The organism is Tateyamaria sp. (assembly GCF_039940735.1).
Classification (GTDB): Bacteria; Pseudomonadota; Alphaproteobacteria; order Rhodobacterales; family Rhodobacteraceae; genus Tateyamaria.
Genome location: NZ_JBDVGB010000018.1, coordinates 1 through 26,444, shown reverse-complemented (window position 1 = coordinate 26,444; position 26,444 = coordinate 1). Strand labels below are relative to the sequence as shown.

Here is a 26,444-nt window from a genome sequence, read left to right as displayed (position 1 = left end):
GTGACGCCGTCGAATGATGATAGGTTTTGGAAATTCATTGCGCTCATCGAAGGCAATGGTTGGTCAGATTCGACCTCTAGTGTGTCAGCGTTGACGACAGAGTTGGCAAAGGCTGATGAAACCACCATATTCTGGTTTCAGGAAACCCTAGCACAGAAACTGCATGCGCTTGACACACGGGCACACTACAAGAAGTTGATATGGAAATCTGGATCAGCGGACCCATTTCTTTACAAACGTCTTTCCATCGTTGCTCAAGGACAGGCCTATTACGAGAAATTTCTGGCGGCGCCGTTTTGGCCAAGACGATGGCCAACGGATTGGTTGGAAACACTATACTACGTCGCTCAAGATGCGTACCTTCATAAAACAGGTAACGAAATGCTGTTTGAAGCCTCTGTGTCCCCAGAGAGCTACCACAACAAAGAGGGTTGGCTCTCATGACCAACAACAACGACAACCCCGCCGACGCGTTCAAAAAGGCCCTCTCCGAGGCCACCAAGGTCATGGCCAATGACCCCGAACTGAACGTTAGCTATTCTGTCGATCCTTCGGGCGTCTCTGGCGACGCGATGCGCTTGCCGCAGGTCAGCCGCCGCATGACCCGCGACGAGGTGATGCTCGCGCGCGGCACAGCGGACGCGTTGGCCCTGCACCGCCGTTATCACAATGGTCAGACCCATGCGCGCTATTCTCCGCAAGGAGAGATGGCGCGGGATTTGTACGAATCCATGGAAACCGCGCGCTGCGAAGCAATGGGCGCGCGCGACATGCCCGGCACCGCGGGTAACATTGATGCCAAGATCAAACACGATGCCATGCGCCGTGGCTATGACCATGTAAAACAGTCCAGTGATGTGCCTTTGGCCGCAGCGGCTGGTTATCTTGTGCGCCATTTGGCAACGGGGCGTGATTTGCCCGGTGGGGCGCAAAACGCCATGGAACAGTGGCGCGGCTTTATCGAGGATCAGGCGGGCGGTACGCTGGATCGTTTGGATGATCTGCTTGATGATCAGGCTGCCTTTGCCCGGTTTGCCCGCCAAGTGATCACGGATCTAGGCTATGGCGATCAGTTGGGCGACGACCCCGATCAGATCGACGAAGATCAGGAAGAAGACGCCGAAGAGGGATCTGAAGAAGAACAAGATCCAGACAGCACCGGCCAAGACGATCAGGATCAAGAGGACGAGGACGCCTCGCCCGAATCCTCTCAGGAAGAACAGCAGGACGCCTCTCAGGCTCAGGTTTCCATGGACGACATGGCGGATCAGGAAATGGGCGAAGAGGCCGAGATGCCCGACGGCGAAGCGCCGCTTGAACCCCCTGCCCCGCAGCCCATGTCGGATGCCGATCCGAACTATTTGGTGTATCTCGACACTCATGACGAAGAAATCGCTGCCGAAGACTTGGCTGATCCCGTCGAATTGGAACGTTTGCGCGCCTATCTTGATCAGCAGCTTGAACCCCTTAAGGGTGCGGTCAGTCGGTTGGCCAACAAGTTGCAACGCCGTTTGCAGGCGCAGCAAAACCGGTCTTGGGAATTTGATCTAGAAGAAGGCACGTTGGATGCAGGTCGTTTGGCCCGCATCGTGGCGAACCCGACCACGCCTTTGTCCTTTAAGGTCGAAAAAGACACTGAATTCCGCGACACCTGCGTGACTTTGCTGCTTGATAATTCGGGGTCCATGCGTGGGCGCCCGATTTCCATTGCCGCGATCTGCGCCGATGTTTTGGCCCGCACCCTTGAACGTTGCAACGTCAAGGTCGAGATCCTTGGCTTTACCACCCGCGCTTGGAAAGGTGGCCTTGCACGCGAGGCATGGTTGAACGAAGGCCGCCCTGCCCAGCCCGGTCGTTTGAACGATCTGCGCCACATCATCTATAAATCTGCCGATGCCCCATGGCGCCGCACCCGCCCCAATTTGGGTCTGATGATGAAAGAGGGCTTGCTGAAGGAAAATATCGACGGAGAGGCGCTGGAATGGGCGCATCGCCGTATGATCAACCGCCCAGAAGCGCGTAAAATTCTGATGGTGATTTCAGATGGTGCGCCTGTCGATGACAGCACGTTGTCTGTGAATCCCGCCAACTATCTTGAAAAACACCTGCGCGATGTCATTGCAATGGTTGAACGCAAGCGGGCGGTTGAGTTGCTCGCCATTGGAATCGGGCACGATGTGACACGGTATTACGACCGCGCTGTGACCATCACGGATGTGGAACAATTGGCTGGTGCAATGACCGAACAATTGGCGGCATTGTTTGACAGTGATCCGCGCGCACGGGCCCGCGTCATGGGCATGCGCCGAGCGGGTTGAAAACGGCCCTTCGGGGAGAGTTTCCTTAGCAAAATGAAGGTGGATCATGTTTCAGAGTTTTGAGGTCACAGCCCGCCCTGAGCAGGGTCCACCCCGGTTATCTGACTTACGGGTTCAGTTGGAAGCTGAGGGTTTGGATGGTTTTTTGGTGCCGCGTGCCGACGCGCATCAGGGGGAATATGTATCACCTCGGGATGAGCGATTGGCGTGGCTGACAGGCTTTACCGGATCGGCCGGTTTTTGTGCGGCCCTGCGCGACGTGGCGGGCGTTTTCATTGACGGGCGCTATCGCACTCAGGTTAAGGCACAGGTTGCAGATGTATTCACCCCCGTGCCATGGCCGGAGGTCAGCCTTGCTGAATGGTTAAAAGAACAGCTGCCTCAGGGTGGTCGTGTCGGTTATGATCCGTGGTTGCACACGCCCAGCCAGATCGCGCAAGCTGAAGAGGCTTTGACTGGATCAGGCATCACAATGGTACAATGTGCCAACCTTGTGGACCGGGTTTGGCAAGATCAACCAGCCCCGGCGGCACAGCCTGCCAAGGTTCATCCAATTGAATTTGCCGGTGAAAGCCATAGTGACAAGCGCGCGCGCCTTGGTGCATCGATTGCGCAGGCAGGTGCCGCAAGTGCCGTGATCACTTTGCCCGACAGCTTGTGCTGGTTGTTGAACGTGCGCGGCGCGGACATCCCCCGCAATCCGATTGCACAGGGTTTCGCAATTTTGCATGCCTCAGGCGCTGTGGATTTGTTCATGGACGACGCTAAGCTGGGCGATGTGCGCGACCATTTAGGCCGCGACGTTACGTGCCACATGCCGGATGCGTTCTTGGCCAAGCTTGAGGTCCTAGATGGGCCTATCATGCTTGATAAATCGTCAGTGCCTATGATCGTGGCCGACACTGTTGGTGCGCGCGTGCAGTGGGGTGTTGACCCCTGTGCGCTGCCCAAGGCTTGCAAAAACGCCGCCGAAATCAAAGGCAGTGCCGAAGCGCACTTGCGCGATGGTGCAGCCGTTGTTGAATTGCTGGCCTGGCTTGATGCGCAAGACCCCGGCACCTTGCGTGAAACCCAAGTGGTTAGCCAACTTGAAACATATCGCCGCCGCGACAACGCCTTGCAAGACATCAGCTTTGAGACCATCGCAGGCACAGGCCCCAACGGCGCGATCATGCACTACCGCGTGACCGAAGACACCGACAGCACGCTGCAAGACGGGCATCTGATCGTCTTGGACAGTGGCGGCCAATATCTTGACGGCACCACTGACATCACCCGCACCATCCCAATTGGTACACCCCCAAAAGAAGCCTGCGCCGCTTTCACCCGTGTCTTAAGTGGCATGATTGCCATGTCCCGCCTGATCTGGCCCAAAGGCTTGGCGGGTCGCGACATTGAGGCAATTGGGCGCGCGCCATTATGGTATGCCCATCAGGATTTCGACCACGGGCTTGGCCACGGTGTTGGGGCCTATCTGTCTGTGCACGAAGGGCCACAAAGGCTGAGCCGCGTGAGTACGGTTCCATTTCAGCCTGGCATGATTCTATCCAATGAACCGGGCTATTACCGCGAAGGCGCCTTTGGCATTCGCATCGAAAACCTGCTGGTGGTTGAAGCCGCTGAATGCCCCGAAGGCGGCGATGCGCAGCGCGACATGTTGACATGGCGCACCTTGACCTATGCCCCGATTGACCGGCGTTTGATTGTGCCAGACATGTTGGATATCGCGTCGCGCGCATGGCTCAATGCCTATCACGCACAGACACTTGCCCGCATCGGTCCGCGCGTATCGGACGCTGCGCGTGCGTGGCTTGCGATTGCGTGTCGCCCGCTCTAGTCCACCTGCCATTCATCTGCTAAACAGCGCGCACTGCGCACCCCACGCTTTTGGATTTTGACCTAGGACAATCCGCGCCTTTTATCCTGTTGGACCAAAGAGCGCGGCCGCACCATTGCCTAAAGCCAAATTCGAAACGCGTTACATACCCCAAAAGGAGGCCCAACATGGCTGGTCAAATCACAATCCGCAAAGCCGAGGGCACTTGGACCGTACGCGCAGGTGGCGCAGTGCTGGGCGAAAGTCAAAATGCGCTGGAATTGATCGAAGACGGCTATCCGCCCGTCATCTATTTCCCGCGCGCAGACATCGCCATGGCGTTTTTGGACCAAACGGACAAGGTCACAAACTGCCCCTTCAAAGGCGATGCGACCTATTTTTCAGTGGTGACCAAATCCCAGACACTGACCAACACAGTCTGGACATACGAGACCCCGCTAGACAGCGTCGCGCGGATCAAAGACCATCTGGCGTTTTACACAAGCGAAGGCGTTGCCGTCGAACAGATATAGGGCCGGTGGGTGGGCGCATTTGCGCAAGCAAACAGTGCCGCCCACCGTCGTTAACTGTGTTCCTCGGCCGCAGTTGCCGCCAAGGCTCGGTTATAGGCCTTCAACGCATCCACATGAAACAACGCGCCTTTCAACTCTGGTGCTGCGTCTTGGCCCGTCAGGGTCACCACCGGTATAAATTGAACCAAAGTGCGATCAAAGACCGGCAACGCCACCTCAAGCGTCGCACTGGCATCCACATAGATGCCCTCGCCAATCATTTCCCAACAGCGCGCGTCGTCCGCAGCGCGCGGATCATCCGGCGCACGCATTACACCGCTCACACGGAACATCGCCAATAAATACGCCTGCGGTCCGGCAGCCAAATGCACGCCCTTGCGTTCGATCTGGCTAAGGAAAAAGCTGCGATCGACCAAGCGCGAAGACAGCGCGGTTGAGATCGATACCGCCACCATGACCGCCAATCCTGTCTGCCAATCCCCCGTTAATTCGAACACAATCAACGTGGTCGAGATCGGCGCCCCCAACACAGCCGCCGCAACAGCCCCCATGCCCGCCAATGCATAAAGCGACACTTCGCCCGACACCTCGGGAAAAAGACTTGTGGCCACCAGCCCAAAGGCCAACCCCGCCAACGCCCCAATCATCAAAGACGGCGAAAACACACCGCCGCCCATGCGCCCCGCCATGGTGATGGCCACAGCCGCAGTTTTCATCACGACAAAAACCATCACATCGTTCAGCGCCAATTGCCCCATCAACGCCATCGACGTCGTTTCGTACCCGACTCCGATGATATGGGGATAAAAAATCGCAAGCCCGCCCAGCATCGCCCCCGCAATCGCAGGGCGCAACCAGCGCGGAATGCCCGTTTTTTCCTGCAAAGCAGTGCCCACATCATCCGCCCAAAAGATGGATCGCATCAGAACAACCGCAACCAAGCCACAAAATAGCCCCAACAATAAAAAGGCCGGCAGTTCCTGATAAAAGACCAATTCGTTCGCTTCGGGCGGTAAGAACTCCGTCACGTCGCCGTATTCCAACCGGTTGATAACCGTACCGGCCGCAGAAGCGATGACAATGGGCGCAAAAGCATGCACAGCAAAGTGGCGCAACACCACTTCTAGTGCAAACAACGCGCCCGCGATCGGTGCGTTAAAACTGGCAGACACAGCCGCCGCAACAGCGCAGCCCAACAAATCACGCCCCGTAATGCCGTCGGCTTGGATCCAGCGGCACACTTTGGTGGAAATGACCGCTGCAATGTGCACCACAGGCCCTTCCCGCCCTGTCGATCCACCCGACGAGAGCGTGATAAAGCTCGCAAATGCCGAGGCAATACCGGCGCGTGTACCGACCTGCCCATCGCGCAATGCAGAGCCTTCGATCACATCAGCAACACTGCGCACCGTTCCGTCTTTGGTGAAATTGTGCAGGATCAAACCCGTCAGCAATCCGCCAACGATGGGAATGATCAGCACCAAATACCATGGTAATGACGACACAAAGCTATGTAAGTTTTGCACATCGTCCGTACCATAAAGCCAAGCCTGCGTGGCCTCGATCCCTTTGCGAAAGAACAGCGCGGCAAAGCCTGCTGCGATCCCAATCGCAAGCGCAATGAACCAGAATTGAATTTGAGATGGTCCGCGATCCCGCAGCAGCAACCAACCGTCGCGAAAGGTTTTGATCACAACGGCAATGTGTTTGGTCACAAAGGAACGGTTCAGGCTGGCCATGGGTCTTTTGCACATCGCACTTGGCAAGGAATGCATCCCGTGTAGGTCAAGTCCCGCAAGTGCGAAACCCTGATCCGAAGCGATACGCGGGGAAAGTGGGGCTTAGCCCGTCAAAAGTGCACGTGCGGCACCCCGTGCCTGTTCTGTGATCGTGTCACCTGCCAGCATCCGCGCGATTTCATCCACCCGTTCGGCGGGTGCCAGTGGAACAACAGTTGAGGTCGTCATGCCCTTGTTGACCCGCTTTTCCACACGCCAATGATGCGCACCAAGTGCAGCCACTTGCGGCGAATGGGTCACGACCAGAACTTGCGCACCTTCGGCAAGCGTTGCCAATCTGCGCCCGACCGCATCGGCCGTTGCACCGCCCACGCCGCGGTCGATCTCATCAAAGATGATAGTCAGGCCAGATTGCCCACGGGTCAGGCAAACCTTAAGCGCCAGCAAGAAACGCGACAATTCCCCACCCGAAGCGATCTTATTCAACGCACCCGCTGGCGCGCCAGGGTTGGTTGCCACACTGAACGCAACTTCGTCGCGGCCATCCGGTCCGGGTTCGCCTGCGCCGATTTGCGTGGTAAACACCGCGCGCTCCATCTTGAGCGGCGCAAGTTCGCCCATCACGGCCTTGTCCAATGCGCGCGCTGCCTTTTGGCGCGCTGCGTGCAACCTGTCAGCCGCCGCGTCATAGCCCGCTTGGGCATCGCGCACGGCGTCACGCAAACGGTCTAGATCCGCATCCCCCGCATCAAGCGCCGACAGCTTTGCCCGCAGGTTGTCCCCGAAAACGGCAAGTTCGTCCGCCCCCACATCGTGTTTGCGCGCCAAGGCGCGGATGGCAAACAGTCGCTCTTCGGTGTTTTCCAAATCCGAGGCGTCAAAACTCATGCCCTCAAGGGCACGCACAATGCCGTCGCTTGCCTCATCCAATGCATTCAGCGCGCGCGCCAATGCTGCAAGCGGTGCATCCAATTGGCCCTCTGCGCTTTCGGCAACGCCATCAAGCCAGCTGATCGCATCGCCAAGCGCGCCTTCTGCCCCGTCATGGCCCAACACTTGAAAGGCGCGTTGCACATCCTCGCGAATGCGTTCCGCCCCCTGCATCATGCGGCGGTTGGTATCGAGGGTCGCCTCTTCTCCCGGTTGGGGGGTGAGGTCGTCAAATTCGGCAACGGCATGACGCAGGAATTCTTCTTCGTCTCGGATTGCGGCCATCTGCGCCTCGGTTTCGGCCAGTGCTTTGCGCGCCTGTCCCATCGTGCGCCAGGCCGCGCGTGTGGCTGCACGGGTCGCATCGTTTTGGGCAAATTCGTCAAGGATGGCACGGTGCCCACGCGGGTTCAAAAGGCCACGATCATCGTGTTGGCCATGCAATTCGATCAATGTCTCGCTAAGATTGCGCAGCACTTCGCCCGAACACCGCCGGTCATTGACCCAAGCCGTTTTGCGCCCATCCGCCGTGTTCACCCGACGCAGGATCAATTCGTCCGACACAGGCAGACCCGCCTCTTGCAGGATAGCCAACGCGGGGTGATGTTCTGTTAGGTCAAAGACGGCCGTAACTTCGCCCTGCGCAGCGCCTTGGCGCACCAGTTCCGCCCGACCACGCCAGCCCAGAACAAAGCCAAGCGCGTCCAAAAGGATAGACTTGCCCGCCCCGGTTTCCCCCGTCAGCACATTCAGACCGGGCTGGAACTCAAGTTCCAGCCGGTCAATGATCAACATATTCGAGATATCAAGGCCGCGCAGCATCAGACAATATCCAAAAGGCGGTGACTCCGCCGTGGCCTATTAGAGCCAACGGCCCTGAATGGTTTGACGATAGGCTTGAGCCAGCGTGCCATTGCCCCGCAAGCGCGGCTTAAGCCCACGCCCGGTCAACAACTTGTAGCTGTCTTCGTACCAATCCGTTGATTGGTAGTTAAACCCAAGAATCGCCCCCGCTGTTTGCGCCTCGTCTGTCAGACCCAAAGAAAGATAGGCCTCGACCAAACGGTGCAGCGCTTCGGGGGTGTGGGTTGTGGTTTGAAAGTCTTCGACCACAACAAGGAACCGGTTGATGGCTGCCGTAAAGTTATCGCGGCGCAGATAGTACCGCCCGATTTCCATTTCCTTGCCCGCCAAGTGATCAAAAGCCAGATCAAATTTTAGAATCGCGGATTTGGAATATTCACTGTCAGGATAACGTTCGATCACTTCGCGCAACGACTGTAAGGCCTGAAAGGTCAGGCCCTGATCGCGGCCAACTTCGTCGATTTGATCATAATAGCTAAGCGCCAACAAATATTGCGCATAGGCCGCATCATCCGCATTCGGATAAAAGTCGATGAAACGCTGCGCCGCTGCCCGCGAATTGGGATAATCACGGTCACGATGATAGGCAAACGCCTGCATGATCAGCGCACGTTCCGCGATGTCGGAAAATGGGTAAATCCGCTCAATTTCGGAGAAAAAGAACGCCGCTTCGCTTAGGTTGTTTTCTTCCAGCTCGAATTCGCCGCGCTCAAAGATTTGGTTCGCCGTGAACGTATCCAAAGGAACGTCCTCACGGTTAAAGAACCCGCCCGTGGTGGGGCGCGATTCGTCGGCACAGGCACCAACAAAGGCGCTTAGCGCCATAACCGTGACCAGTTTAGAAATGGTTTTACCGCGGATCATGCTTCCCCCAGAGACGCTCAAGGCCGCCCGGTTGCAGGCTGTTTGACCGTCTTTAACACAACTTTCGCAAAGGTTAAAACGCCCATTTGATCACGCTTAAGCAACTTGCGGAATCTCGTCCCAAACAAGGCCCGCGCCGGGCAGCAAAGCCGCCATTCCTGCATCACACGTGACCATGCGTGTGGCCCCCGGTGTGGCGAATAATGTGCGCAACAATTGATTGGTCAGCGTGTGCCCTGCCCGCACGCCCGTATAGTGGCCAACCAAGGGTGCCCCGGCCAGCGCCAAATCGCCCAAAGCGTCAAGCATCTTGTGGCGAACAGGTTCGTCCATGTGACGCAGCCCACCCGGGCTTGTCACGCGGTCTCCGTCAAAGACGACGGCATTTTCGCCCGCTGCCCCGCCCAAAGCCAGACCGCTGGCTTGCATTTTTTCAACGTCGCCTTTGCGGCAGAACGTACGGCTGTCGCTAAGTTCACGCGCAAAGCTACCATTGGACATGTTCAGTGATTTGGACTGTCGGCCGATAGCGGCATCGTCAAAATCGATGTGAAAATCGATGCGCATCACGCCCGAAGGCGCAATCGTGGCAGAGGCATCGCCCTGCGTCACAGTGACGGCTTTCAACACTTCAATCGCACGCACCTGCGCCGGAAGGCGTCGCAGACCGCGTTGCATGATTCCCCGCACAAACGGCACGGCTGAGCCGTCAAGGATCGGTACTTCGGGACCATCAATTTCAATCAGCGCGTTGTGCACGCCGCACCCTGCTAGGGCGGCCATCACATGTTCGACCGTGCCAACAGACACGCCCGCGCTGTTTACCAGCGTGGTACACAAAGGAGATTGGTGAACAACATCGTAACGTGCAGGGATCAACGTATCCCCAGAATCGATGTCAGTGCGGCGGAACCAAATTCCGTGCTCGGCCATGGACGGGCGAATGGTCAAACGCGCGGGTTTGCCAGAATGCAAACCACGTCCATTAAATACCACCGGTCCTCTTACTGTCGCTTGCACTGGGCACACCCCGTTTCACGCTTCTGTAACACGATGATAGCTAGAAGGTCAGCCAGCAACACTCAATTCAAACTTTGCAACGGACTGAAACATGGCTGAAACAAATGCGCGGCATTGCGCCCACGCCCACTTAAAGCGCTGATATATAAACGAAAAAGGGCCGCCAAATGGCGACCCTTGATTTAGTTTGTGAGCGAAATTTAGTTCGCTTGGCGACGCAGGAACGCTGGAATTTCAATCCGCTCTTGATCCGGGTCGACTGCCTCGGTGGGCCGAGGTGCAGGCGCAGGTGCTGCCGCCGGGGCCGCGCCGCGCGATTGCACGGGTGGTTGCTGGCGTGATTGAGCTTCCGCAGGTGCACCTTCGTTTGTTCCTGTCATCCGATTGATGAGAGAATTGATGCCAAAACGCGGCTTTTCAGCTTCGTGTTGAGCGTGCTCTGCACCGGATTGTGGGGCTGCCTGAGGACGACCAGGGTTCGCCTTTTGCGTCGCAGCGCGAAGACGTGCAAGCGCTTCCGGCGAAGGAGTTCCAGGTGCAGGTGCGCGCGGTGCGACAAACGTCTCAGGTTCTGGCGTAGGTTCGAATGCGGCCACTTGTGGCTGGTACGCAGGTGCTGGCAGGCTGTCATCCTGCGCATAGGTTTCTTCTTGGGCATAGGTTTGCGCGCCCATGTCCTGATCAGCAGCGCCCTGCCCGTTCATGTCTTCGAACAAAGTCGGTTCTGGAGCGGCCGCAACCTGTGCAGGTGCTGGTTCAGCCACTTGTGCGGCAGGTTCTTGGGGCGCATCAGGTGCGATAAATTGCTGTGCCAAAGGTGCAGCCATTGAACGCCGCGGAACCGGAACTTCGCTGTGCACATCAGTTGCATCGATGCCCGTTGCAACAACGCTGACGCGCATCATACCTTCCATGGCCGGATCAAGTGTCGAGCCGACGATGATGTTCGCGTCTGGGTCCACCTCTTCGCGGATACGGTTGGCGGCTTCGTCCAGTTCGAACAAAGTCAAATCATGCGCACCGGTGATGTTGATCAACACGCCCTTGGCGCCGCGCAGGCTGATTTCGTCCAGCAGCGGGTTAGCGATGGCTTTTTCGGCGGCTTGGATAGCGCGATCTTCGCCCTCGGCCTCGCCTGTGCCCATCATGGCTTTGCCCATCTCGTCCATCACGGCACGTACATCCGCAAAATCAAGGTTGATCAAGCCCGGACGGACCATCAAATCTGTTACACCTTTAACGCCTTGGTACAGCACGTCATCCGCCAATGAGAACGCCTCAGTGAAGGTGGTTTTTTCATTCGCCAAACGGAAGAGGTTTTGGTTTGGAATGATGATCAGCGTATCGACCATCTTTTGCAGCGTTTCGATGCCCTCTTCGGCCTGCTTCATGCGTTTGCCGCCTTCGAATTGGAAAGGCTTGGTCACAACACCAACAGTCAGAACACCAAGCTCACGTGCGGCTTGCGCGATGATCGGCGCAGCGCCCGTCCCGGTGCCACCACCCATACCGGCGGTGATAAAACACATGTGCGACCCTGCAAGGTGATCGACAATCTGCTCGATTGATTCTTCGGCGGCGGCGGCCCCAACTGTGGCGCGCGCGCCGGCCCCAAGGCCCTCGGTGACCTTAATTCCAAGTTGAACCCGATTGGCGGCGGATGACTGCTGCAGCGCCTGCGCGTCGGTATTGGCAACGACAAAATCGACGCCATCTAGTTGTTTTTCAATCATGTTATTGACGGCGTTGCCGCCTGCACCGCCGACACCGAAAACGGTAATCCGGGGTTTCAGCTCTTCATTGCCGGGCATCGAGAGATTCAATGTCATTGTGCAGGTCCGCCTGTCTGTTTGCCGCATTCGCGGGTGTTTTTGTGCCTAAATTAGGACAATCTTAACCCGCCGAGACCCTAAGGTCACTTAAAAAACGCAATTTTGCCGCAAAATATGGGCGGTATTTCGCTGTTTTTCACAGTATGTCAGCAAAATCGCTAAATCTAGCGGCTACCAGTTGTCGCGGAACCATTTTACGGCACGTTTCAGCGACCGCGACGATTGGCTGTCGTTGGGGATGTCGAAGTCCCACCATTCGTCTTGCGGATGTGCCGCAAACAAAGCCAGCCCGACGGCGCTGGCAAAACTGGGGCCTGTGGCGGCCTGCGGCAAACCGTGTACGCGCAAAGGCCGTCCGAGGCGGACTTGCTGGCCCAAAATTTTGGATGCCAACCCATCAAGGCCCGGAATTTGACTGCCCCCCCCTGTCAGCACGATCTGCTGGCTGGGAAGGTGATCGAAACCGGCGGCGTCCAAACGGGCGCGCACTTCTTCAAGGATTTCTTCGACGCGCGGGCGCATGATACCGATCAATTCGGCGCGTGACGCTGTGCGGCGATCATGTTCATAGTCGCCGGTGTCACGATCAATTTCGATCATCTCGCGATCATCCATACCAGTGGCATGAACCCCGCCGTAAAATGTTTTGATCCGTTCGGCATTGGCCATCGGAACTTGCAGGCCCAATGAAATGTCCGAGGTCACGTGATCCCCGCCCATCTTCACGGCGTCCGCATAGATCATGTGTTTTTTGATAAAGATCGACACACCCGTGGTGCCGCCGCCCAGATCAATACATGCGGAACCCAGTTCTTGTTCGTCCTCAACCAAGGCCGAGATGCCAGAGACATAGGCAGATGATGCAACGCCCGCCAATTCCAAATCACAACGTTTGATACAGGTTGCAAGGTGCTGCACCGCAGTGGCATCCACTGTCAGCATATGCATGTCCACAGCCAGCTGATTGCCTAGTTGCCCGCGCGGGTCCGACAGACCAGACCGGTGATCAAGCGCAAAGTTCACAGGCTGCGCATGTACCACTTCGCGTCCTTCGCCATAATCCGGTACATCGCACCGCGACAAGACTTGGGCGACGTCTTGTTCACTGACGACTTGGCCGTCCAGATCAATCTCGGCGTCTAAACCATAGCTGCGCGGCTCGGCCCCTGCGAAACAAGCGATCACATGATCGACCCGAATTCCGGCCATCTTTTGCGCGGCTTGCAAGGCGGTCCTGATTGCGCGTTCGGTTTCTTGCATGGCATGGATTTCGCCAAATCGCACACCGCGCGACCGTGTGGTCGCTGCGCCAATGACGCGAAACCCCGACTGCCCTGCCAAAGACCCGATCTCGCCCTCTTCGCCAATCTTTCCTGTACCGTCAAAGCGCAGCACAAGACACGCGATCTTGGAACTGCCAACATCCAGAATGGCCACCACGCCGCGTTGCATCGCGATTTTACGCATGTTCCGCATAGAGCGTTGATTTTGGTAAAGATCCGTCATGGCGTTACTGGTTCCTCGAATTCAACTGTCTGGTGGTCCACCACGTATCATTGGCAGCCGCGTTCATGCGTACGGTCGGGCGATCACTTAAACGCAGGTCGATGCGCGCAATGTCGCGGCTTAGCACTTGGTCCACACCATCAAGAGCGATGGCCCGCTCAAGCGCGCGTACAGCACCCTTAGCGGGCAGCAAAATGCGTTGATTGCGGTCCAACACAACATCCCAGCGCCGATCCCCCATCCGTACAAGCCCGCGCAGGCGCGCACCCAAAGGCGCACCAGCGTCAACCAATTCCATCGCCTCAATCACATGTTCATGTGCGCCCTCGCCTGCAATAACAGGCAAGTCAGGACGTGTGTCGCGCCGCGCAATTTTGCTCACGAGGGTGCCTTCGTGATCGACCAACGTCAGCCCCTCAGCGGTACGCCAAATCGCGATCGGCACGCGCGGCGTAATATCAACCTGCAAGATGCCACCCGGGCGGATGCGCACCGCGGCTTCCTTGATGGGCGCCATGCCAATCAACGTATCGCGCATTGCACTCGGGTCGAGTTCAAAGGACGAGATGGGGAAATCCAGCGGCACAGCGGCGCGAATGGCCGTATCGATATCAGGATTGCCGCCATCAATGGCCATCAGGTTGACCATAAATTCAGGGCGTTCTTCGATGGAGACGCGTGTTTGTGCAACTGCATCAAGGATCATAGCTTGATTTTCAGGGTTAGACAGCCACCACGTCCCCGCACTTAGGGTGATCGCAAAGGGAATGCCGACGCGCAGGCCCAAGCGAAACAGCGGTGTCAACATGAGACGCTGCATGCGCCACGCCCAGCGAGACGGCGCAGGATCAGCGCGCCGCGCCGGCGCCTGCGTGCGCGCCCGGCCCTTTAGCTTGGCCGCAATAGGGTTGTCCGTTACCTCTGACATGAGGCGTCCTCCACCATCCACGAACAGAGCTCTTCGAATGAGATGCCCGCCACTTGCGCCTGTTCGGGCGTCAAAGACGTGGGCGTCATACCGGGTTGCGTATTGGTTTCCAGCAAGATCAGGCCCGCGGCCCCTTTGCTTTCATCCCAGCGAAAATCAGTGCGGCTGATGCCCCGGCAGCCCAATGCGTTATGGGCACGCACGGCATAATCCTGACACAGCTCGTAAATTTCGGTCGGCACATTGGCAGGCACCTGATGGCGCGATCCGCCGGGTTTGTACTTGGCGTCGTAATCGTACCAACCATCCGTGATGATATCCGTAACACCCAAGGGGCGCTGGCCCATCACAGTGGTGGTCAATTCGCGCCCCGGCGCGAAAGCTTCGACCATCACGTTTTCGGGCATATCATCCGCCAACTGTGGCGGTCCGTTGGCCGCCTCGTGCACCAGATAGACGCCGACGCTGGATCCTTCGTTGTTCGGCTTGACCACATAAGGTGCCGACATCACGTGACCCGCGCGCACGTCGGCTGCGGGTGCGATCACACTGTGCACCACAGGCAATCCCGCGGCGCGGTACACATCTTTGCTTCGTTGCTTGTCCATCGCAAGTGCCGACGACAGCACCCCAGAATGGGAATAAGGAATGCGCAGCCATTCGAGCAAACCCTGCACACAGCCATCTTCACCCCATGGACCATGCAAGCAATTCAGAACTGCATCAGGATTTTCAGACAGCAAAACGCCAGCAAGATCGCGGCCTGCATCGACCTCGACCACTTCATATCCTTGACTCCGGAGTGCGGCAGCGCAGGGTTTCCCACTGGCCAGTGACACCTCGCGTTCCGCCGAGGGGCCACCCATTAATACCACCACTTTCGGAGTCGTCCTGCTCGACTGACCCGCCATGTGCCTCTGTTCCCGGGGCCCTTTTGCGGACCCTCGTTTATTGTGCCGTTGTTTTTATACGCTTTTTACACGTTTTTTCGGCCTGCCTGACGCATGGCTTCCTTAAACCGGATCACCTATGCGCATAATTTCCCATTCTAGCGTGATACCACTGGAATCGTAAACCTTTTTTCGCACCTCTTCGCCTAATCCTTCTAGATCGGCAGCCGTGGCGTCACCTATGTTGATCAGAAAGTTAGAGTGCTTTTCGCTCATTTGGGCACCACCCCTTGTGGCGCCACGCAGGCCTGCATCGTCAATCACCTTCCACGCCTTGAGGTCATGCACGTCATCCACCTGCCCGGTTGAAGAAAACCCAGCCGGGTTGCGAAAGGTCGATCCAGCACTGCGGTCCTTGGTGGGTTGTGTGGCGTCGCGTTTGGCCAACTGATCATCCATCCGCGCATTCAGCGCGTCGGCGTCCCCTAAAGGCGCGCGCAATGTCACGTGGGTCAACACTGCACCTTCGGGCAAGTCGCTTTGACGGTACTGAAAGTTCAACGCATCACCAGTAACAGTGCGGACGGTCCCGTCCCGCAACACAACTTGGGCCGAGACAAACACATCCGCCGTATAGCTGCCATAGCAGCCTGCATTCATACGTACTGCCCCACCGATGGTGCCGGGAATTGTGCGCAAAAAGGTCAGGTCAAGGCCTGCATCAGCCGCGCGTCGCGCGACATGGGCATCCAAAGCGGCGGCGCCGGCAGTAATCGTGTCGCCGTCAACTTCGATTGCGTTAAACCCCCGCCCAAGCCGGATCACCACAGCGCGCAAGCCGCCATCCCTTACGATCAGGTTGGATCCAACGCCCATAGGAAACACCGGCACGTTTGAATCCAACGCGGCTAGAAAATCGCTTAGGTCATCCACATCGGCGGGCTGGAACAACCAATCGGCAGGTCCGCCAACACGCAACCAAGTCAGCGATGACAGGTCGCGTTGCGCGGTCAGTTTGCCCCGTACAGAAGGAAGAGAAGAGCTCATATCGCGGCAATGCCTTTCATTTTTGCGGGCGTCACGTCCGCGTCGTTCGATCACGAAACAGCCACGCAATCACCGCACCACCAAACATGCCCGACGCCATAGGGGGCGCAATCAAAAAGGCGACGATCAATACTGCACGGCCTTCGCCCGGCAGGCTGTCAATTGGGGCCAAAGCTGCAAAGGCGATCAAAGCGACCAATCCAAGGATCAAGCCCACAAGCGTGCGCAGCGCAAAGCGTCGTGCCAGCACAAAGCCCACACAGATCCCGATAAAAAGTGAAGTCACTGCAATTAAAGTCATCGCGCCAACCGTGATTTGATCCAACGGCTTAGGTAAATAACAGGCCAGCGCAGCACGCTCATCCCTGCAGCCAGCACCAGCAAACCGGCCAATGGGCCATGTTGCCATGTGACGTAACCTAGAATTGGAATGCCGATGCCAATCAGCCAATAGGCATTGGTCCAGTGATTGTCCTTGCTGGGGAACATCGCCATCACATTGGCAATCAGCGCCCAAAGACAGGCAAGAATGATGGATATGCTCATGAACGCAACTCCGGTGGAAATTGTGGGTTTTGGCCGCGTAACTTTGCCCAGAAAAAGCGCAAAGGATTGCGGAACATCGAAACAAACGCAGCCAGCGCCAGCACAGCGGCCCACCAAGAAACCGCCACACCGATCCAAATGATCAGCAAAGGCGCAATAACCAGCAACGCAACGCCCGGCATGTATTGTAAGCGCATTGGCAACATCGCCACGCCGGTTGCAGCAAACACCCAAGCAATGCCCGCCAAAGCCAAGGTCATACCACCGCCTGCCGTTGCGCGCGTTTGGCAACATAGGCGGCTGCGATACCGGAAAATCCCATGATGGAAAAATAGACAATCAGCAGCACCAAAGTAAGGTTCGCTGCCATGACAACATCATCGCGACCCAGTTTGGTGACCTCAACCGCCCATTGATAGCCTAGAAAGTTAGCTGCAACCCAGAACAACCCCGCAATGCGCGTGTTGATCCATGCCACGCCAAAAGCCAGCGACAGCGTCAAAACTCCAAGTCCAATCATCATCATGATTCAGCTCTCCAATACAGCCAACACAAACGCAGTAGCGCAGCAATTGCGCCATATGCGGCAGACCACGCCAACATCCACCCAACAATTATAGAAGCAGGCGCCAGCGAAACCGCCACAGCCTTAAGCGTTGCCCACAGGCTGACGCCCTCAATCAACGCCCAAACGCCAAAATAAACATATGGCCCGAGCAATATGACAATCCCGACAAGGCAAACGGCCATCAACGTCTTGCGCAAACCAAACATAAGCGCGACAGGTGCTGCCAACACAGGCGTTCCAACGGCCAGTATGCTGAACAAGTTCGCCTCCATCGCCCCTATGCCGCCCCTTTTTGCAGACGCCCTGGCAGCGCATTCGCCCAAGCCGAAATCGTCCCCGCCCCAAGGCAAACTACCATATCGCCGGGTCGTCCCTGTTCGCGCACAAGGCGTTCAAGGTCATCCTCGCCCATCACGGCGCGGGCGTGGCGGTGGCCGTGGCGAATAAGGCCCGCAACCAGATCATCGCGCGAGGCCCCTTCGATGGGCTCTTCTCCGGCCGAAAAAATATCCGTGATACCAACCACGTCCGCATCGTTAAAGCAGGCACAGAATTCATCAAAATGGTGATGCAAGCGTGTGAAACGGTGCGGTTGATGCACGGCGATCACCCGACCTGTTGTGGCTTGGCGCGCCGCCTTAAGCACGGCTGCGATTTCCACCGGGTGGTGACCGTAATCGTCAATGATCGTGACGCCATCGATTTCACCCACACGGGTAAAGCGGCGATTGACGCCGCCAAAATTGGCCAAGGCTTTGCGGATTTCATCGCCCTTCATGCCCAGATGGCGAGCCACGGCGACGGCACTCAGCGCGTTAGATACGTTATGGTCGCCCGGCATAGGCAGGCTGCACCCTTCGATCACGATGTCTTCAGCCTGTAGGGCCACATCGAAATGGGCCACGCCTGCCTTATAGGTCAGGTTTTGCGCACGTACGTCTGCTTGTGTGTTGAACCCATAGGTAACAACGCGGCGGTCGGTGATCTTGCCCACAAGCGCCTGCACATCCGGATCATCAGTGCAGCACACCGCCAGCCCATAGAACGGGATGTTGGATACAAAGTCATAAAACCCTTTGTGCAGCGCCTCTTCGGTGCCCCAATGTTCCATGTGCTCGGGGTCGATATTGGTGACGATGGCAATGGTCGCAGGCAAGCGGTTGAACGTGCCGTCGGATTCGTCGGCCTCGACCACCATCCATTCGCCTTCGCCCTTACGCGCGTTTGATCCATAGGCGTGGATGATGCCACCATTCACCACCGTCGGATCAAAGTTCCCTTCGTCCAGCAAAGCGGCAACCATCGTCGTTGTGGTGGTTTTTCCGTGTGTGCCAGCCACTGCAATGTTGGACTTTAGGCGCATCAATTCGGCCAGCATTTCGGCGCGGCGCACGATGGGCAAACCGCGCGCGCGGGCCGCATCCAGTTCAGCGTTGCCGGGTTTGATGGCGGACGAAATCACAACCACCTCAGCGTCTGCAATGTTTTCAGCCCGTTGACCGACGAAAATGCGCCCACCCAACTCTGCCAAACGGTCCGTGATTTTTGAGGCCTTGAGATCAGAACCCTGCACCACATAACCATGGTTCAGCAGCACTTCGGCAATGCCGGACATGCCAATGCCGCCGATGCCGACAAAATGAATGGGGCCCACGTCTCCGGGTAGTTTAGTGGCGGCGTTCATGTTTTCCCTTTCTGCGCGAGGGTTTCTACAATTTCAATCAGGTGTTCTGTGGCGTCGGGTTTGCCGACGCTTGAGGCGGCGCGCGCCATATGCGCAGCACCATCAGCATTTTCAAAAACGGCGGCGATTTGTGCAGCCGCAGTGTCGACCGTCAGCTGACTTTCCGGGATCAGGATCGCAGCTCCGGCATCCACCAACCCGCGCGCATTGGCGGTCTGATGATCGCCCGTCGCCGCGGCAAATGGGATCAGAATTGATGGGCGCCCGATGACGGAAATATCCGCCACAGAGGACGCACCCGAACGCGAGATAACCAACTGCGCCTCGGTCATACGGCGCGGCACATCACTAAAGAAAGGTTGCACGTCGGCGGCGATACCTTGGTCTTCGTAATAGGTGCGCACGCGGTCTTCGTCTTCGTCGCGCGCCTGGTGGCTGACACGCAAGTTTTGCAGCTGCGCCATCGGAAGGGCGGCAATCGCGGGCGGAATTATATCCGACAGAATGCGCGCGCCTTGCGAGCCACCAATCACCAAAATCTCCATCGGGTAATCGCCGGGTGGGATATAACCGGATTCTGCGCGATCCAGCACCGTTTTGCGCACCGGGTTGCCCACATGCACACCCTCGATCCCTTCGGGCAGGTCGGTGGGCCATGTGCCGCACGCAACCGCATCGACCCGTTTGGTCAACAAGCGATTGACCCGGCCCAGCACGCCATTTTGTTCGTGGATCATCCGCGGCTTGCGCAACAGGATCGCTGCAGCCATCGCGGGAATAGTTGGATAACCCCCGAAACCGACAACAACGTCAGGTTTGTCCTGCATCATTTTAAACGTCGCACCCATGATACCCGAGGCAATACGAAACGGGACCATTGCCTTGGCCAGCAACCCGCCGCGCGCAAAGGTGGCGGACGATATTTGTTCAATTTGTGTGGTGTGTGGAAAACCGCCGGTGTAGCGCGCGCCGCGCGCATCGGTGCTTAACTTCACACGCCAACCACGCGCCAGCATGGCCTCGGCCAGTGCTTGGGCAGGGAACATATGCCCGCCCGTCCCGCCTGCGGCGATCAAAAGCAGGGGCTGCGTCATCTGCGCCCCCGGCCCAGCAAGTCTGCTATTTCGCCCTGCGGCCTTGTACGGGTAAAGGCCAGCAACATGCCGACAGCAATGCCAGACGCGATCACCGAGGACCCACCATAGCTGACAAAGGGCAGCGTCATGCCTTTGGCTGGCAGCAAACGCACTGCAACGCCCATGTTGATCATGGCCTGTACACCGAACATGCACGCCAAACCCGTCCCTGCGAGGCGGATAAACGGATCACGTTCGCGCAGCAGCCGCGTCAGCGACCGCACCACAATACCCGTATAAAGCGCGATGACACACAGCACGAGGATCAGGCCATATTCTTCGGCCGCCACAGCAATGATGAAATCAGTATGTGCATCCGGCAACGACCACTTCACCTGACCTTCGCCGACGCCGACGCCAAATAAACCACCTTCTTGGATGGCGTTGGTGGCATAACCAAGCTGCGTGCGCGGGTCGACATCTGGGCTTAGAAAGCCATCAATGCGCCGCGCAAAGTGTTCGGAATTGGAATAGGCAATCGTGCCAAAAAAAACGACCCCGCCCGCCATAGCGACCAGCAAAAGCATGGGCGCGCCGGCGACAAAATACATGACACCCCAGCCGAACAGCACAAGACAGGCCTGACCAAAGTCAGGCTGAAGCGCAAGCATCAGTACGATTGATACGCACAGCGCAAAGGACCACGTTTTGCCGGGCGGGCCGTTGATCTCTTGGCTGGCGGCCATCATCCACGCCGCCGCAACCACAAAGCCGGGCTTCAAAAACTCGGAAGGTTGCACCGATGCAAAGCCCAGCGAATACCAACGCACCGCCCCTTTGCCAAAATCAGTGCCAAAAAAGGGCAGCATCGCCAGCCCCACAAAAGCAACCAGAAACCCCAAGACAGCCAAACGCCGCACCAAAAGAGGCGACATCATCGACGTCAGGATCATCGCAAGCAGCGCTGCGCCGCCAAAGATTGCTTGTTTGGTAACATAGTGAAACGGCGCAAAACCGTTCTTTTCCGCCAGCGGCACCGAAGCCGCCAAGCCTAGAAGCAGCCCGATCGCAAACAGGATCAGAACGCAACTTAGCGACCATTTATCAATGGTTCGCCACCACTTTGGAAGTATGGGTTCGCCGTTCCGAACAGGAACCGCACCATAGACCATCTCTGTCATGATCTGCCGCCTTGCTGACTATTACACTGCCTCAGGTCCCCAGTTTCTCCGGGGTACTCAAAGCGTAGTATAGCTGCAAAAAGCGGCGCGGGCTAGCCCTTCTTGGCCAGCCCGCGCTAACCGATTAAGCGGCTTGGTTCATACCACGCACCGGAAAGCCTTTTTCGCGGTGGAATTGGATGCCCATCAGGACCATCGCAAGGTCAGGACGCATGAACGGCACGTTCGATATGTCGACCATCTGCAAGTTGCCATCGGGGTTGATGACAAAAACGCCAGGCTCGGGGAATGGACGGTCGGTTTCGTCCGCATCGCGCGGGTCGGATACCAACAGGCCAAGGCTGTGCATTTCCGGAATTGTCATGTCGTAACCCATAGGGATCTTGGGGCAGAATTCGTCCGACATCTTTTGCGCTTTTTCGATCGGGTCTGCAGTGGCGACGACCACATCAACGCCGGCGGCATGATAGTCGGCTTGCAGGCCTTGCAAAATTTCAAGGTAGTCTTTGCACTTGGGGCAGTGCCAGCCGCGGAAAATCACAACGATCTGCCATTTGTGGCCGCCTTGTGGGTCACCAAGTGTGACGGTGCCGCCGCCTACTTTTTTGATTTCAGTTTTTGGAAATGGAATACCTGGGGTGATGATTGCCATGAGCGAGTCCTTTCAGGATTAAGATTGCGCGTAACTTACCCCTTCCCAACTAGTATACAAGTCGCCAGACTTGAACCTTTCTGTGCAATCTTGCACGAGGGCTTCATGGACTACGACACGCTTATCATCGGCGCCGGAGCCGCAGGCATGATGTGCGCCGCCCATGCGGGGGGGCGTGTGTTGGTTGTGGATCATGCACGCGCACCGGGTGAAAAAATTCGCATTTCAGGCGGTGGGCGTTGTAATTTCACCAATATGCATTGCGATGCAAACGCATTCATCAGCGAGAATCCGCACTTCGCTAAATCTGCATTGGCGCGTTACACCCAATGGGATTTCATCGCTTTGGTCGAAAAACATGACATTGCTTGGCACGAAAAAACACTGGGGCAATTGTTTTGCGATGTTTCTGCCAAAGAAATTGTCGCCATGTTGCGCACTTTAATGCAGGACGCAGGCGTCGATCTGCATTTACAAACCGAAGTCAGCCACTTTGAAAAATCCCCCGATGGGTTCAAAGCCACCTTAACCCGCGATGGACGCACGCAACAAATCACCGCGCGCAACGCAGTGATCGCAACGGGCGGCAAATCCATTCCCAAAATGGGCGCAAGCGGGTTTGCCTATAATATCGCGCGTCAGTTCGGGCATCCAATCACAGAACTCGCCCCTGCCCTCGTTCCATTTACGTTTCCCGAAGGCCGCTTTGCCGCCATTTCAGGCGTTGCATGTCCCGCCCGAATTGCCGCCGATGGCCCCGCCTTTGACGAAGCACTGTTGTTCACCCACCGCGGCCTGTCCGGCCCCGCCGTTCTGCAAGCGTCAAGCTATTGGAACGATGGCCAAGCGATCACAGTGAACCTAAGCCCGCAGACAGATCTTGCCCCTATCTTGAAAGACAAACGACGCAGCGACGGCAAAAAGGCACTGACCACAGAACTTGCACACCACTTGCCAACGCGGTTGGTCGAACACCTAAGCAGTGAATTTGATCTCGGTGGGCGATTGGGCGATCTGTCTGACGCGCGTATCGAAGCGCTGACCACAGCGCTCAGCCAATGGCAGCTGACCCCCGGTGGCACCGAAGGGTATCGCACCGCCGAAGTCACGCGCGGCGGGGTCGATACCGCCACATTGGATTCAAAAACCATGCAATCCAAAATCGCGCCGGGCCTGTTTTTTATCGGCGAAGCAGTCGATGTGACGGGGTGGCTGGGCGGTTACAATTTCCAATGGGCGTGGTCGTCAGCCATGGCCGCTGCACGCAGCTTGCACGGCTGATCCACGGCGTACCGAAAGTCGATGTCGGCGCAACCTAAAACATGACGTGCGCGCACTGCGCGCTCATTTGGGCTAAAGCCGCGCGGTGACTTCGGCGATGAAGTCCTCGCCGCGCCGTTCAAAGCTGTCGTATTGATCGAAACTCGCCGTTGCAGGCGCCAACAGCACAACATCACCATCCTCTGCCTCGGCCATCGCCGACGCTACGGCTTCGGCCATCGTGGTGCAAACCTGCGCCTCGACGCTCAATTGCATGGCAAATTGCGCCGCTTCGCGCCCAATCACATAGGCCTTTTTGACGGTCCCAGAGGCCGCGTTCACCGCATCCAAGCCGCCCTCTTTTTGCAACCCGCCACAGATCCAGCGAATGTTCTTGAACGCCGCCAGTGCCTTGGCCGCGCTGTCCACATTGGTCGCTTTGGAATCGTTCACATAGCGCACGCCACCTGCGTCCGCGATGGTTTGGCTGCGGTGTGGCAGGCCTGCGAATGTATGAAACGCGGCTTCGATCACCTTGGGCGCAATCCCCACCGCGCGCGCGGCACAATAGGCAGCACATGCGTTCTGGTGGTTGTGCGCGCCCGGCAGCCCAGCGATCTTGCGCAGGTCGATTGATGCGGCTTGCCGCCCTTTGCGGGTTTCGGACAAGAATCCCTTTTTGGCGAATACGTTCCAACCCGGCCCTGTCAGTTTTGTCGCGCCCGACACACGCATCACCCGGTCATCCGCAGCGCCTTCGCTAAGTTGATTGGCCAGATACAGCCCCTCGGGTTCGTCCACACCGATGATCGCCCGATCCGGGCCACCTTCGGCAAACAGTCGGCGTTTGGCAGCGAAATAACCGCCCATCCCTGCGTGGCGGTCCAAATGATCTGGGGTTAGGTTGGTAAACACAGCCACATCCGGCGTCAGGCTGCGGGCCAGATCGGTTTGATAGCTCGACAGTTCCAGCACCACGACTTCGCCGTCAATGGCCGGATCAATATCCAAAACCCCGCGCCCGATATTCCCAGCCAATTGGCTGGGGCGGTTCGCGAATTCCATGATGTGATGGATCAACGCACAGGTCGTCGATTTGCCATTCGATCCCGTCACCGCAATCACGCGCGGGCTGGTGTCGAAATTGTTCCATTCCTGCGTCGCAAAGGACTGAAAGAACAGACCAATATCGTTGTCGACAGGCACCCCTGCCGCAAGTGCTGCGGCCACCACAGGGTTAGGCGTGGGGTAAAGGTGCGGAATACCGGGCGACACGATCAAGCGCGCGATGTCATCAAACGCGCCCTGTTTTTTGAGATCGAGAAGAGCAAACCCTTCGGCCTCGGCACTTTGTTGGGCATCCGGGTTGTCGTCCCAACAAATCGGCACAGCGCCCCCTGCCGCCAACGCACGCGCTGCCGACAGGCCCGAACGCCCAAGCCCCAAAACGGCGACACGTGCGCCCGCAAGTCCAAGAACCGGAATCATAAAGGGCGCACCTGTACATCATGTTCAGTCAAAAGAAACAGGCGCGCCGTCATCAACGCACCTTGAGCGTGGCAAGACCAATCATCGCAAGGATAAGGGCGATAATCCAAAAACGGATCACGATTTGAGGCTCGGCCCAGCCCTTTTTTTCGTAGTGGTGGTGGATCGGTGCCATCAAGAACACACGTTTGCCGGTGCGTTTGAAATAGATGACTTGGATCATCACACTCAAGGCCTCGACCACAAAGATGCCGCCAACGATGGCAAAGACGATTTCGTGCTTTGTCGCCACGGCGATCGCACCCAATGCCCCCCCCAAAGCCAATGACCCTGTGTCGCCCATAAACACGGCAGCAGGCGGCGCGTTGTACCACAAAAAGCCCAAGCCCCCGCCGATGATCCCCATGGTAAAGACCAACAATTCGCCCGTGCCAGGCACATAGTGCAGCCCAAGATCCTCGGTAAAATCGACCCGTCCCACGAAGTAAGCGATGATCCCCAGCGTCGCCGCCGCGATCATGACCGGCATAATCGCCAAACCATCAAGCCCGTCTGTCAGGTTCACCGCATTGGCGGAACCGACGATCACGATGATCGAAAACGGAATGAACAGTAGACCAAGGTTGATCAGCACATCCTTGAAAATCGGCACCGCCAATTGGTTTTGCAGCCCCTCAGGGTGCGCAATAGCGGCAAAATACGCCGCAATCGCCGCGATCAAAAAGCCCAAGACCAGACGCACACGTCCAGACACACCTGCGGTGTTTTGTTTGGATACTTTGGCATAGTCATCGGCGAACCCGATCATCCCAAAGGCCAGCGTCACGCCCAGCACAATCCACACAAACGGGTTGTCCAATCGTGCCCAAAGCAGCGTTGACGTCACAAGTGCGCCCACAATCAGCAACCCACCCATGGTCGGCGTGCCCGCTTTGGCAAAGTGCCCCTCGGGGCCGTCATCGCGGATCGGTTGACCTTTGCCTTGCCTTTTGCGCAGCACGTTGATCAGCGGCTGACCAAACATAAACCCAAAAATAAGGGCCGTTAAGAACGCCCCTCCGGCCCGAAAGGTGATATAGCGAAAGAGGTTAAAAAAGTCCCCGCCATCCGAAAGTGCTGTCAACCAATAGAGCATGTATACTCGTCCCTACGCATTATCTTGTGGGTCTGCGCCCGTGACACCGGGATGGCCCATTTTGCGGATCGCGTCAACGATCCCTGCAAGTTTCATGCTAAGCGAGCCTTTGACCAGCACCACATCGCCGCTGTCCAGATGCCGCGCCACCGCGCTTTCCATCTCGGATGCGGTTTCGGCCCAGAGGCCTTGTTTTTCGGCTGGAAGGGCCGCGTGCAGGCTTTGCATCAACGGCCCGATGCAATGAACGGTGTCGATGGTTTCAAGTGTATTAAGGTCGGCCATAGCCGCGTGCATATCCGCGCCATTAGGTCCCAATTCTTTCATATCGCCCAAAAAGGCGATGCGCCGTCCCTTGCTGACCCGCCCAATGTCGTGGGTAACGTCGGCGGCGGCGAGAACCTCAAGTGCGGCGGCCATCGACGTTGGATTGGCGTTGTAACTGTCGTCGATCAGCTCAAGCGTCATGCGGGTGTCGGCCACGTCCAGTTGGATGACTTCGCGCGCGCCGCGCCCCTGATAGGGCGACCAGCGTCCTAAAGATTGTGCCGCGAGCGCAAGGTCCGC

26 protein-coding genes are annotated in these 26,444 nt (G+C 57.4%); 5 read left to right on the top strand and 21 right to left on the bottom strand.

Annotated features, from left to right (window positions below):
• The 4 genes from ABJF76_RS03905 (at nucleotide 1) to ABJF76_RS03890 (ending at nucleotide 4,667) form a co-directional block, all read left to right on the top strand.
• Nucleotides 1–444: a DUF4240 domain-containing protein gene (locus ABJF76_RS03905; protein WP_413821257.1), complete on the top strand. Its 444-nt coding sequence runs from the start codon at nucleotides 1–3 to the stop codon at nucleotides 442–444.
• Entirely contained in the window at nucleotides 441–2,318 is a 1,878-nt protein-coding gene (gene cobT / locus ABJF76_RS03900) for a cobaltochelatase subunit CobT (RefSeq protein WP_413821256.1), read from the top strand. Before ABJF76_RS03905 ends, cobT begins: the two co-directional genes overlap by 4 nt.
• 46 nt (nucleotides 2,319–2,364) lie before the next feature.
• The gene (locus tag ABJF76_RS03895; protein ID WP_413821255.1) at nucleotides 2,365–4,155 is read left to right on the top strand and encodes an aminopeptidase P family protein; all 1,791 of its coding nucleotides are present in this window, start codon (nucleotides 2,365–2,367) and stop codon (nucleotides 4,153–4,155) included.
• Nucleotides 4,156–4,322: 167 nt separating this feature from the next.
• Complete coding sequence (locus ABJF76_RS03890; RefSeq protein ID WP_413821254.1) at nucleotides 4,323–4,667, top strand: DUF427 domain-containing protein; 345 nt, start codon at nucleotides 4,323–4,325, stop codon at nucleotides 4,665–4,667.
• Nucleotides 4,668–4,717: 50 nt separating this feature from the next.
• On the opposite strand, the gene ABJF76_RS03885 is transcribed toward ABJF76_RS03890, so the two are convergent.
• From ABJF76_RS03885 to ABJF76_RS03800, 18 genes are all read right to left on the bottom strand, one after another.
• Nucleotides 4,718–6,406, bottom strand: a complete 1,689-nt coding sequence (locus ABJF76_RS03885; RefSeq protein ID WP_413821253.1) for a chloride channel protein — start codon at nucleotides 6,404–6,406, stop codon at nucleotides 4,718–4,720.
• 102 nt (nucleotides 6,407–6,508) lie between these two features.
• Nucleotides 6,509–8,158, bottom strand: a complete 1,650-nt coding sequence (gene recN / locus ABJF76_RS03880) for a DNA repair protein RecN (RefSeq protein ID WP_413821252.1) — start codon at nucleotides 8,156–8,158, stop codon at nucleotides 6,509–6,511.
• Nucleotides 8,159–8,197: 39 nt separating this feature from the next.
• On the bottom strand, nucleotides 8,198–9,064 hold the full coding sequence (locus tag ABJF76_RS03875) for an outer membrane protein assembly factor BamD (protein WP_413821251.1): 867 nt from the start codon (nucleotides 9,062–9,064) through the stop codon (nucleotides 8,198–8,200).
• Between the two features lie 96 nt (nucleotides 9,065–9,160).
• Entirely contained in the window at nucleotides 9,161–10,084 is a 924-nt protein-coding gene (gene lpxC, locus ABJF76_RS03870; protein ID WP_413821250.1) for a UDP-3-O-acyl-N-acetylglucosamine deacetylase, read from the bottom strand.
• A gap of 200 nt (nucleotides 10,085–10,284) precedes the next feature.
• Nucleotides 10,285–11,913 (bottom strand): cell division protein FtsZ, encoded by a 1,629-nt coding sequence (gene ftsZ / locus ABJF76_RS03865; RefSeq protein WP_413821249.1) that lies wholly within the window; start codon nucleotides 11,911–11,913, stop codon nucleotides 10,285–10,287.
• A gap of 174 nt (nucleotides 11,914–12,087) precedes the next feature.
• Nucleotides 12,088–13,422 carry a cell division protein FtsA gene (gene ftsA, locus ABJF76_RS03860; protein WP_413821248.1) on the bottom strand — a complete coding sequence of 445 codons (1,335 nt, stop codon included), beginning with the start codon at nucleotides 13,420–13,422 and terminating at the stop codon, nucleotides 12,088–12,090.
• Between the two features lie 4 nt (nucleotides 13,423–13,426).
• A complete protein-coding gene (locus tag ABJF76_RS03855; protein ID WP_413821247.1) occupies nucleotides 13,427–14,350 on the bottom strand; it encodes a cell division protein FtsQ/DivIB in 924 nt (307 codons plus the stop codon).
• Entirely contained in the window at nucleotides 14,338–15,261 is a 924-nt protein-coding gene (locus ABJF76_RS03850) for a D-alanine--D-alanine ligase (protein WP_413821246.1), read from the bottom strand. The genes ABJF76_RS03855 and ABJF76_RS03850 overlap by 13 nt, the downstream gene beginning before the upstream one ends.
• Nucleotides 15,262–15,363: 102 nt before the next feature.
• Nucleotides 15,364–16,287, bottom strand: coding sequence for a UDP-N-acetylmuramate dehydrogenase (gene murB / locus ABJF76_RS03845; RefSeq protein WP_413821245.1), 924 nt, complete (start codon nucleotides 16,285–16,287; stop codon nucleotides 15,364–15,366).
• Between the two features lie 31 nt (nucleotides 16,288–16,318).
• Complete coding sequence (locus tag ABJF76_RS03840) at nucleotides 16,319–16,588, bottom strand: hypothetical protein (RefSeq protein ID WP_413821244.1); 270 nt, start codon at nucleotides 16,586–16,588, stop codon at nucleotides 16,319–16,321.
• The gene (locus tag ABJF76_RS03835; protein ID WP_413821243.1) at nucleotides 16,585–16,833 is read right to left on the bottom strand and encodes a DUF2484 family protein; all 249 of its coding nucleotides are present in this window, start codon (nucleotides 16,831–16,833) and stop codon (nucleotides 16,585–16,587) included. The genes ABJF76_RS03840 and ABJF76_RS03835 overlap by 4 nt, the downstream gene beginning before the upstream one ends.
• Nucleotides 16,830–17,093 carry a DUF2484 family protein gene (locus ABJF76_RS03830; protein ID WP_413821242.1) on the bottom strand — a complete coding sequence of 88 codons (264 nt, stop codon included), beginning with the start codon at nucleotides 17,091–17,093 and terminating at the stop codon, nucleotides 16,830–16,832. The genes ABJF76_RS03835 and ABJF76_RS03830 overlap by 4 nt, the downstream gene beginning before the upstream one ends.
• Nucleotides 17,090–17,359 (bottom strand): hypothetical protein, encoded by a 270-nt coding sequence (locus ABJF76_RS03825; RefSeq protein ID WP_413821241.1) that lies wholly within the window; start codon nucleotides 17,357–17,359, stop codon nucleotides 17,090–17,092. Before ABJF76_RS03825 ends, ABJF76_RS03830 begins: the two co-directional genes overlap by 4 nt.
• The gene (locus ABJF76_RS03820; RefSeq protein ID WP_413821240.1) at nucleotides 17,356–17,661 is read right to left on the bottom strand and encodes a hypothetical protein; all 306 of its coding nucleotides are present in this window, start codon (nucleotides 17,659–17,661) and stop codon (nucleotides 17,356–17,358) included. Before ABJF76_RS03820 ends, ABJF76_RS03825 begins: the two co-directional genes overlap by 4 nt.
• Nucleotides 17,662–17,678: 17 nt before the next feature.
• Entirely contained in the window at nucleotides 17,679–19,085 is a 1,407-nt protein-coding gene (gene murC / locus ABJF76_RS03815) for a UDP-N-acetylmuramate--L-alanine ligase (RefSeq protein WP_413821239.1), read from the bottom strand.
• The gene (locus ABJF76_RS03810; RefSeq protein ID WP_413821238.1) at nucleotides 19,082–20,179 is read right to left on the bottom strand and encodes a UDP-N-acetylglucosamine--N-acetylmuramyl-(pentapeptide) pyrophosphoryl-undecaprenol N-acetylglucosamine transferase; all 1,098 of its coding nucleotides are present in this window, start codon (nucleotides 20,177–20,179) and stop codon (nucleotides 19,082–19,084) included. Before ABJF76_RS03810 ends, murC begins: the two co-directional genes overlap by 4 nt.
• A complete protein-coding gene (gene ftsW, locus ABJF76_RS03805; RefSeq protein WP_413821237.1) occupies nucleotides 20,176–21,342 on the bottom strand; it encodes a putative lipid II flippase FtsW in 1,167 nt (388 codons plus the stop codon). The genes ABJF76_RS03810 and ftsW overlap by 4 nt, the downstream gene beginning before the upstream one ends.
• A gap of 124 nt (nucleotides 21,343–21,466) precedes the next feature.
• On the bottom strand, nucleotides 21,467–21,994 hold the full coding sequence (locus ABJF76_RS03800) for a redoxin domain-containing protein (RefSeq protein ID WP_413821236.1): 528 nt from the start codon (nucleotides 21,992–21,994) through the stop codon (nucleotides 21,467–21,469).
• 105 nt (nucleotides 21,995–22,099) lie between these two features.
• Here ABJF76_RS03800 and ABJF76_RS03795 point away from each other — a divergent pair, with 105 nt between their 5' ends.
• Nucleotides 22,100–23,275 (top strand): NAD(P)/FAD-dependent oxidoreductase, encoded by a 1,176-nt coding sequence (locus tag ABJF76_RS03795; protein WP_413821235.1) that lies wholly within the window; start codon nucleotides 22,100–22,102, stop codon nucleotides 23,273–23,275.
• A 72-nt stretch (nucleotides 23,276–23,347) separates the two neighbouring features.
• Here ABJF76_RS03795 and murD read toward each other — a convergent pair whose 3' ends face one another.
• The 3 genes from murD to ABJF76_RS03780 all read right to left on the bottom strand — a co-directional run.
• Complete coding sequence (gene murD / locus ABJF76_RS03790; protein WP_413821234.1) at nucleotides 23,348–24,742, bottom strand: UDP-N-acetylmuramoyl-L-alanine--D-glutamate ligase; 1,395 nt, start codon at nucleotides 24,740–24,742, stop codon at nucleotides 23,348–23,350.
• Between the two features lie 52 nt (nucleotides 24,743–24,794).
• The gene (mraY, locus tag ABJF76_RS03785; RefSeq protein ID WP_413821233.1) at nucleotides 24,795–25,877 is read right to left on the bottom strand and encodes a phospho-N-acetylmuramoyl-pentapeptide-transferase; all 1,083 of its coding nucleotides are present in this window, start codon (nucleotides 25,875–25,877) and stop codon (nucleotides 24,795–24,797) included.
• Between the two features lie 12 nt (nucleotides 25,878–25,889).
• A partial coding sequence (locus ABJF76_RS03780) for a glutamate ligase domain-containing protein (protein ID WP_413822510.1) occupies nucleotides 25,890–26,444 on the bottom strand: 555 nt, incomplete at its 5' end.

Coding starts and splice junctions, on each gene's coding strand:
- ABJF76_RS03810 (WP_413821238.1), bottom strand. CDS start 20,179: ATGACGCAGCCCCTGCTTTTGATCGCCGCAGGCGGGACGGGCGGGCAT.
- ABJF76_RS03825 (WP_413821241.1), bottom strand. CDS start 17,359: ATGATGATGATTGGACTTGGAGTTTTGACGCTGTCGCTGGCTTTTGGC.
- ABJF76_RS03855 (WP_413821247.1), bottom strand. CDS start 14,350: ATGTCAGAGGTAACGGACAACCCTATTGCGGCCAAGCTAAAGGGCCGG.
- ftsZ (WP_413821249.1), bottom strand. CDS start 11,913: ATGACATTGAATCTCTCGATGCCCGGCAATGAAGAGCTGAAACCCCGG.
- ABJF76_RS03890 (WP_413821254.1), top strand. CDS start 4,323: ATGGCTGGTCAAATCACAATCCGCAAAGCCGAGGGCACTTGGACCGTA.
- ABJF76_RS03885 (WP_413821253.1), bottom strand. CDS start 6,406: ATGGCCAGCCTGAACCGTTCCTTTGTGACCAAACACATTGCCGTTGTG.
- ftsA (WP_413821248.1), bottom strand. CDS start 13,422: ATGACGGATCTTTACCAAAATCAACGCTCTATGCGGAACATGCGTAAA.
- ABJF76_RS03830 (WP_413821242.1), bottom strand. CDS start 17,093: ATGACCTTGGCTTTGGCGGGCATTGCTTGGGTGTTTGCTGCAACCGGC.
- ABJF76_RS03875 (WP_413821251.1), bottom strand. CDS start 9,064: ATGATCCGCGGTAAAACCATTTCTAAACTGGTCACGGTTATGGCGCTA.
- ABJF76_RS03895 (WP_413821255.1), top strand. CDS start 2,365: ATGTTTCAGAGTTTTGAGGTCACAGCCCGCCCTGAGCAGGGTCCACCC.
- ABJF76_RS03835 (WP_413821243.1), bottom strand. CDS start 16,833: ATGAGCATATCCATCATTCTTGCCTGTCTTTGGGCGCTGATTGCCAAT.
- ABJF76_RS03850 (WP_413821246.1), bottom strand. CDS start 15,261: ATGGCGGGTCAGTCGAGCAGGACGACTCCGAAAGTGGTGGTATTAATG.
- ABJF76_RS03795 (WP_413821235.1), top strand. CDS start 22,100: ATGGACTACGACACGCTTATCATCGGCGCCGGAGCCGCAGGCATGATG.
- murC (WP_413821239.1), bottom strand. CDS start 19,085: ATGAACGCCGCCACTAAACTACCCGGAGACGTGGGCCCCATTCATTTT.
- mraY (WP_413821233.1), bottom strand. CDS start 25,877: ATGCTCTATTGGTTGACAGCACTTTCGGATGGCGGGGACTTTTTTAAC.
- ABJF76_RS03800 (WP_413821236.1), bottom strand. CDS start 21,994: ATGGCAATCATCACCCCAGGTATTCCATTTCCAAAAACTGAAATCAAA.
- murD (WP_413821234.1), bottom strand. CDS start 24,742: ATGATTCCGGTTCTTGGACTTGCGGGCGCACGTGTCGCCGTTTTGGGG.
- ftsW (WP_413821237.1), bottom strand. CDS start 21,342: ATGACAGAGATGGTCTATGGTGCGGTTCCTGTTCGGAACGGCGAACCC.
- ABJF76_RS03840 (WP_413821244.1), bottom strand. CDS start 16,588: ATGACTTTAATTGCAGTGACTTCACTTTTTATCGGGATCTGTGTGGGC.
- recN (WP_413821252.1), bottom strand. CDS start 8,158: ATGCTGCGCGGCCTTGATATCTCGAATATGTTGATCATTGACCGGCTG.
- murB (WP_413821245.1), bottom strand. CDS start 16,287: ATGAGCTCTTCTCTTCCTTCTGTACGGGGCAAACTGACCGCGCAACGC.
- cobT (WP_413821256.1), top strand. CDS start 441: ATGACCAACAACAACGACAACCCCGCCGACGCGTTCAAAAAGGCCCTC.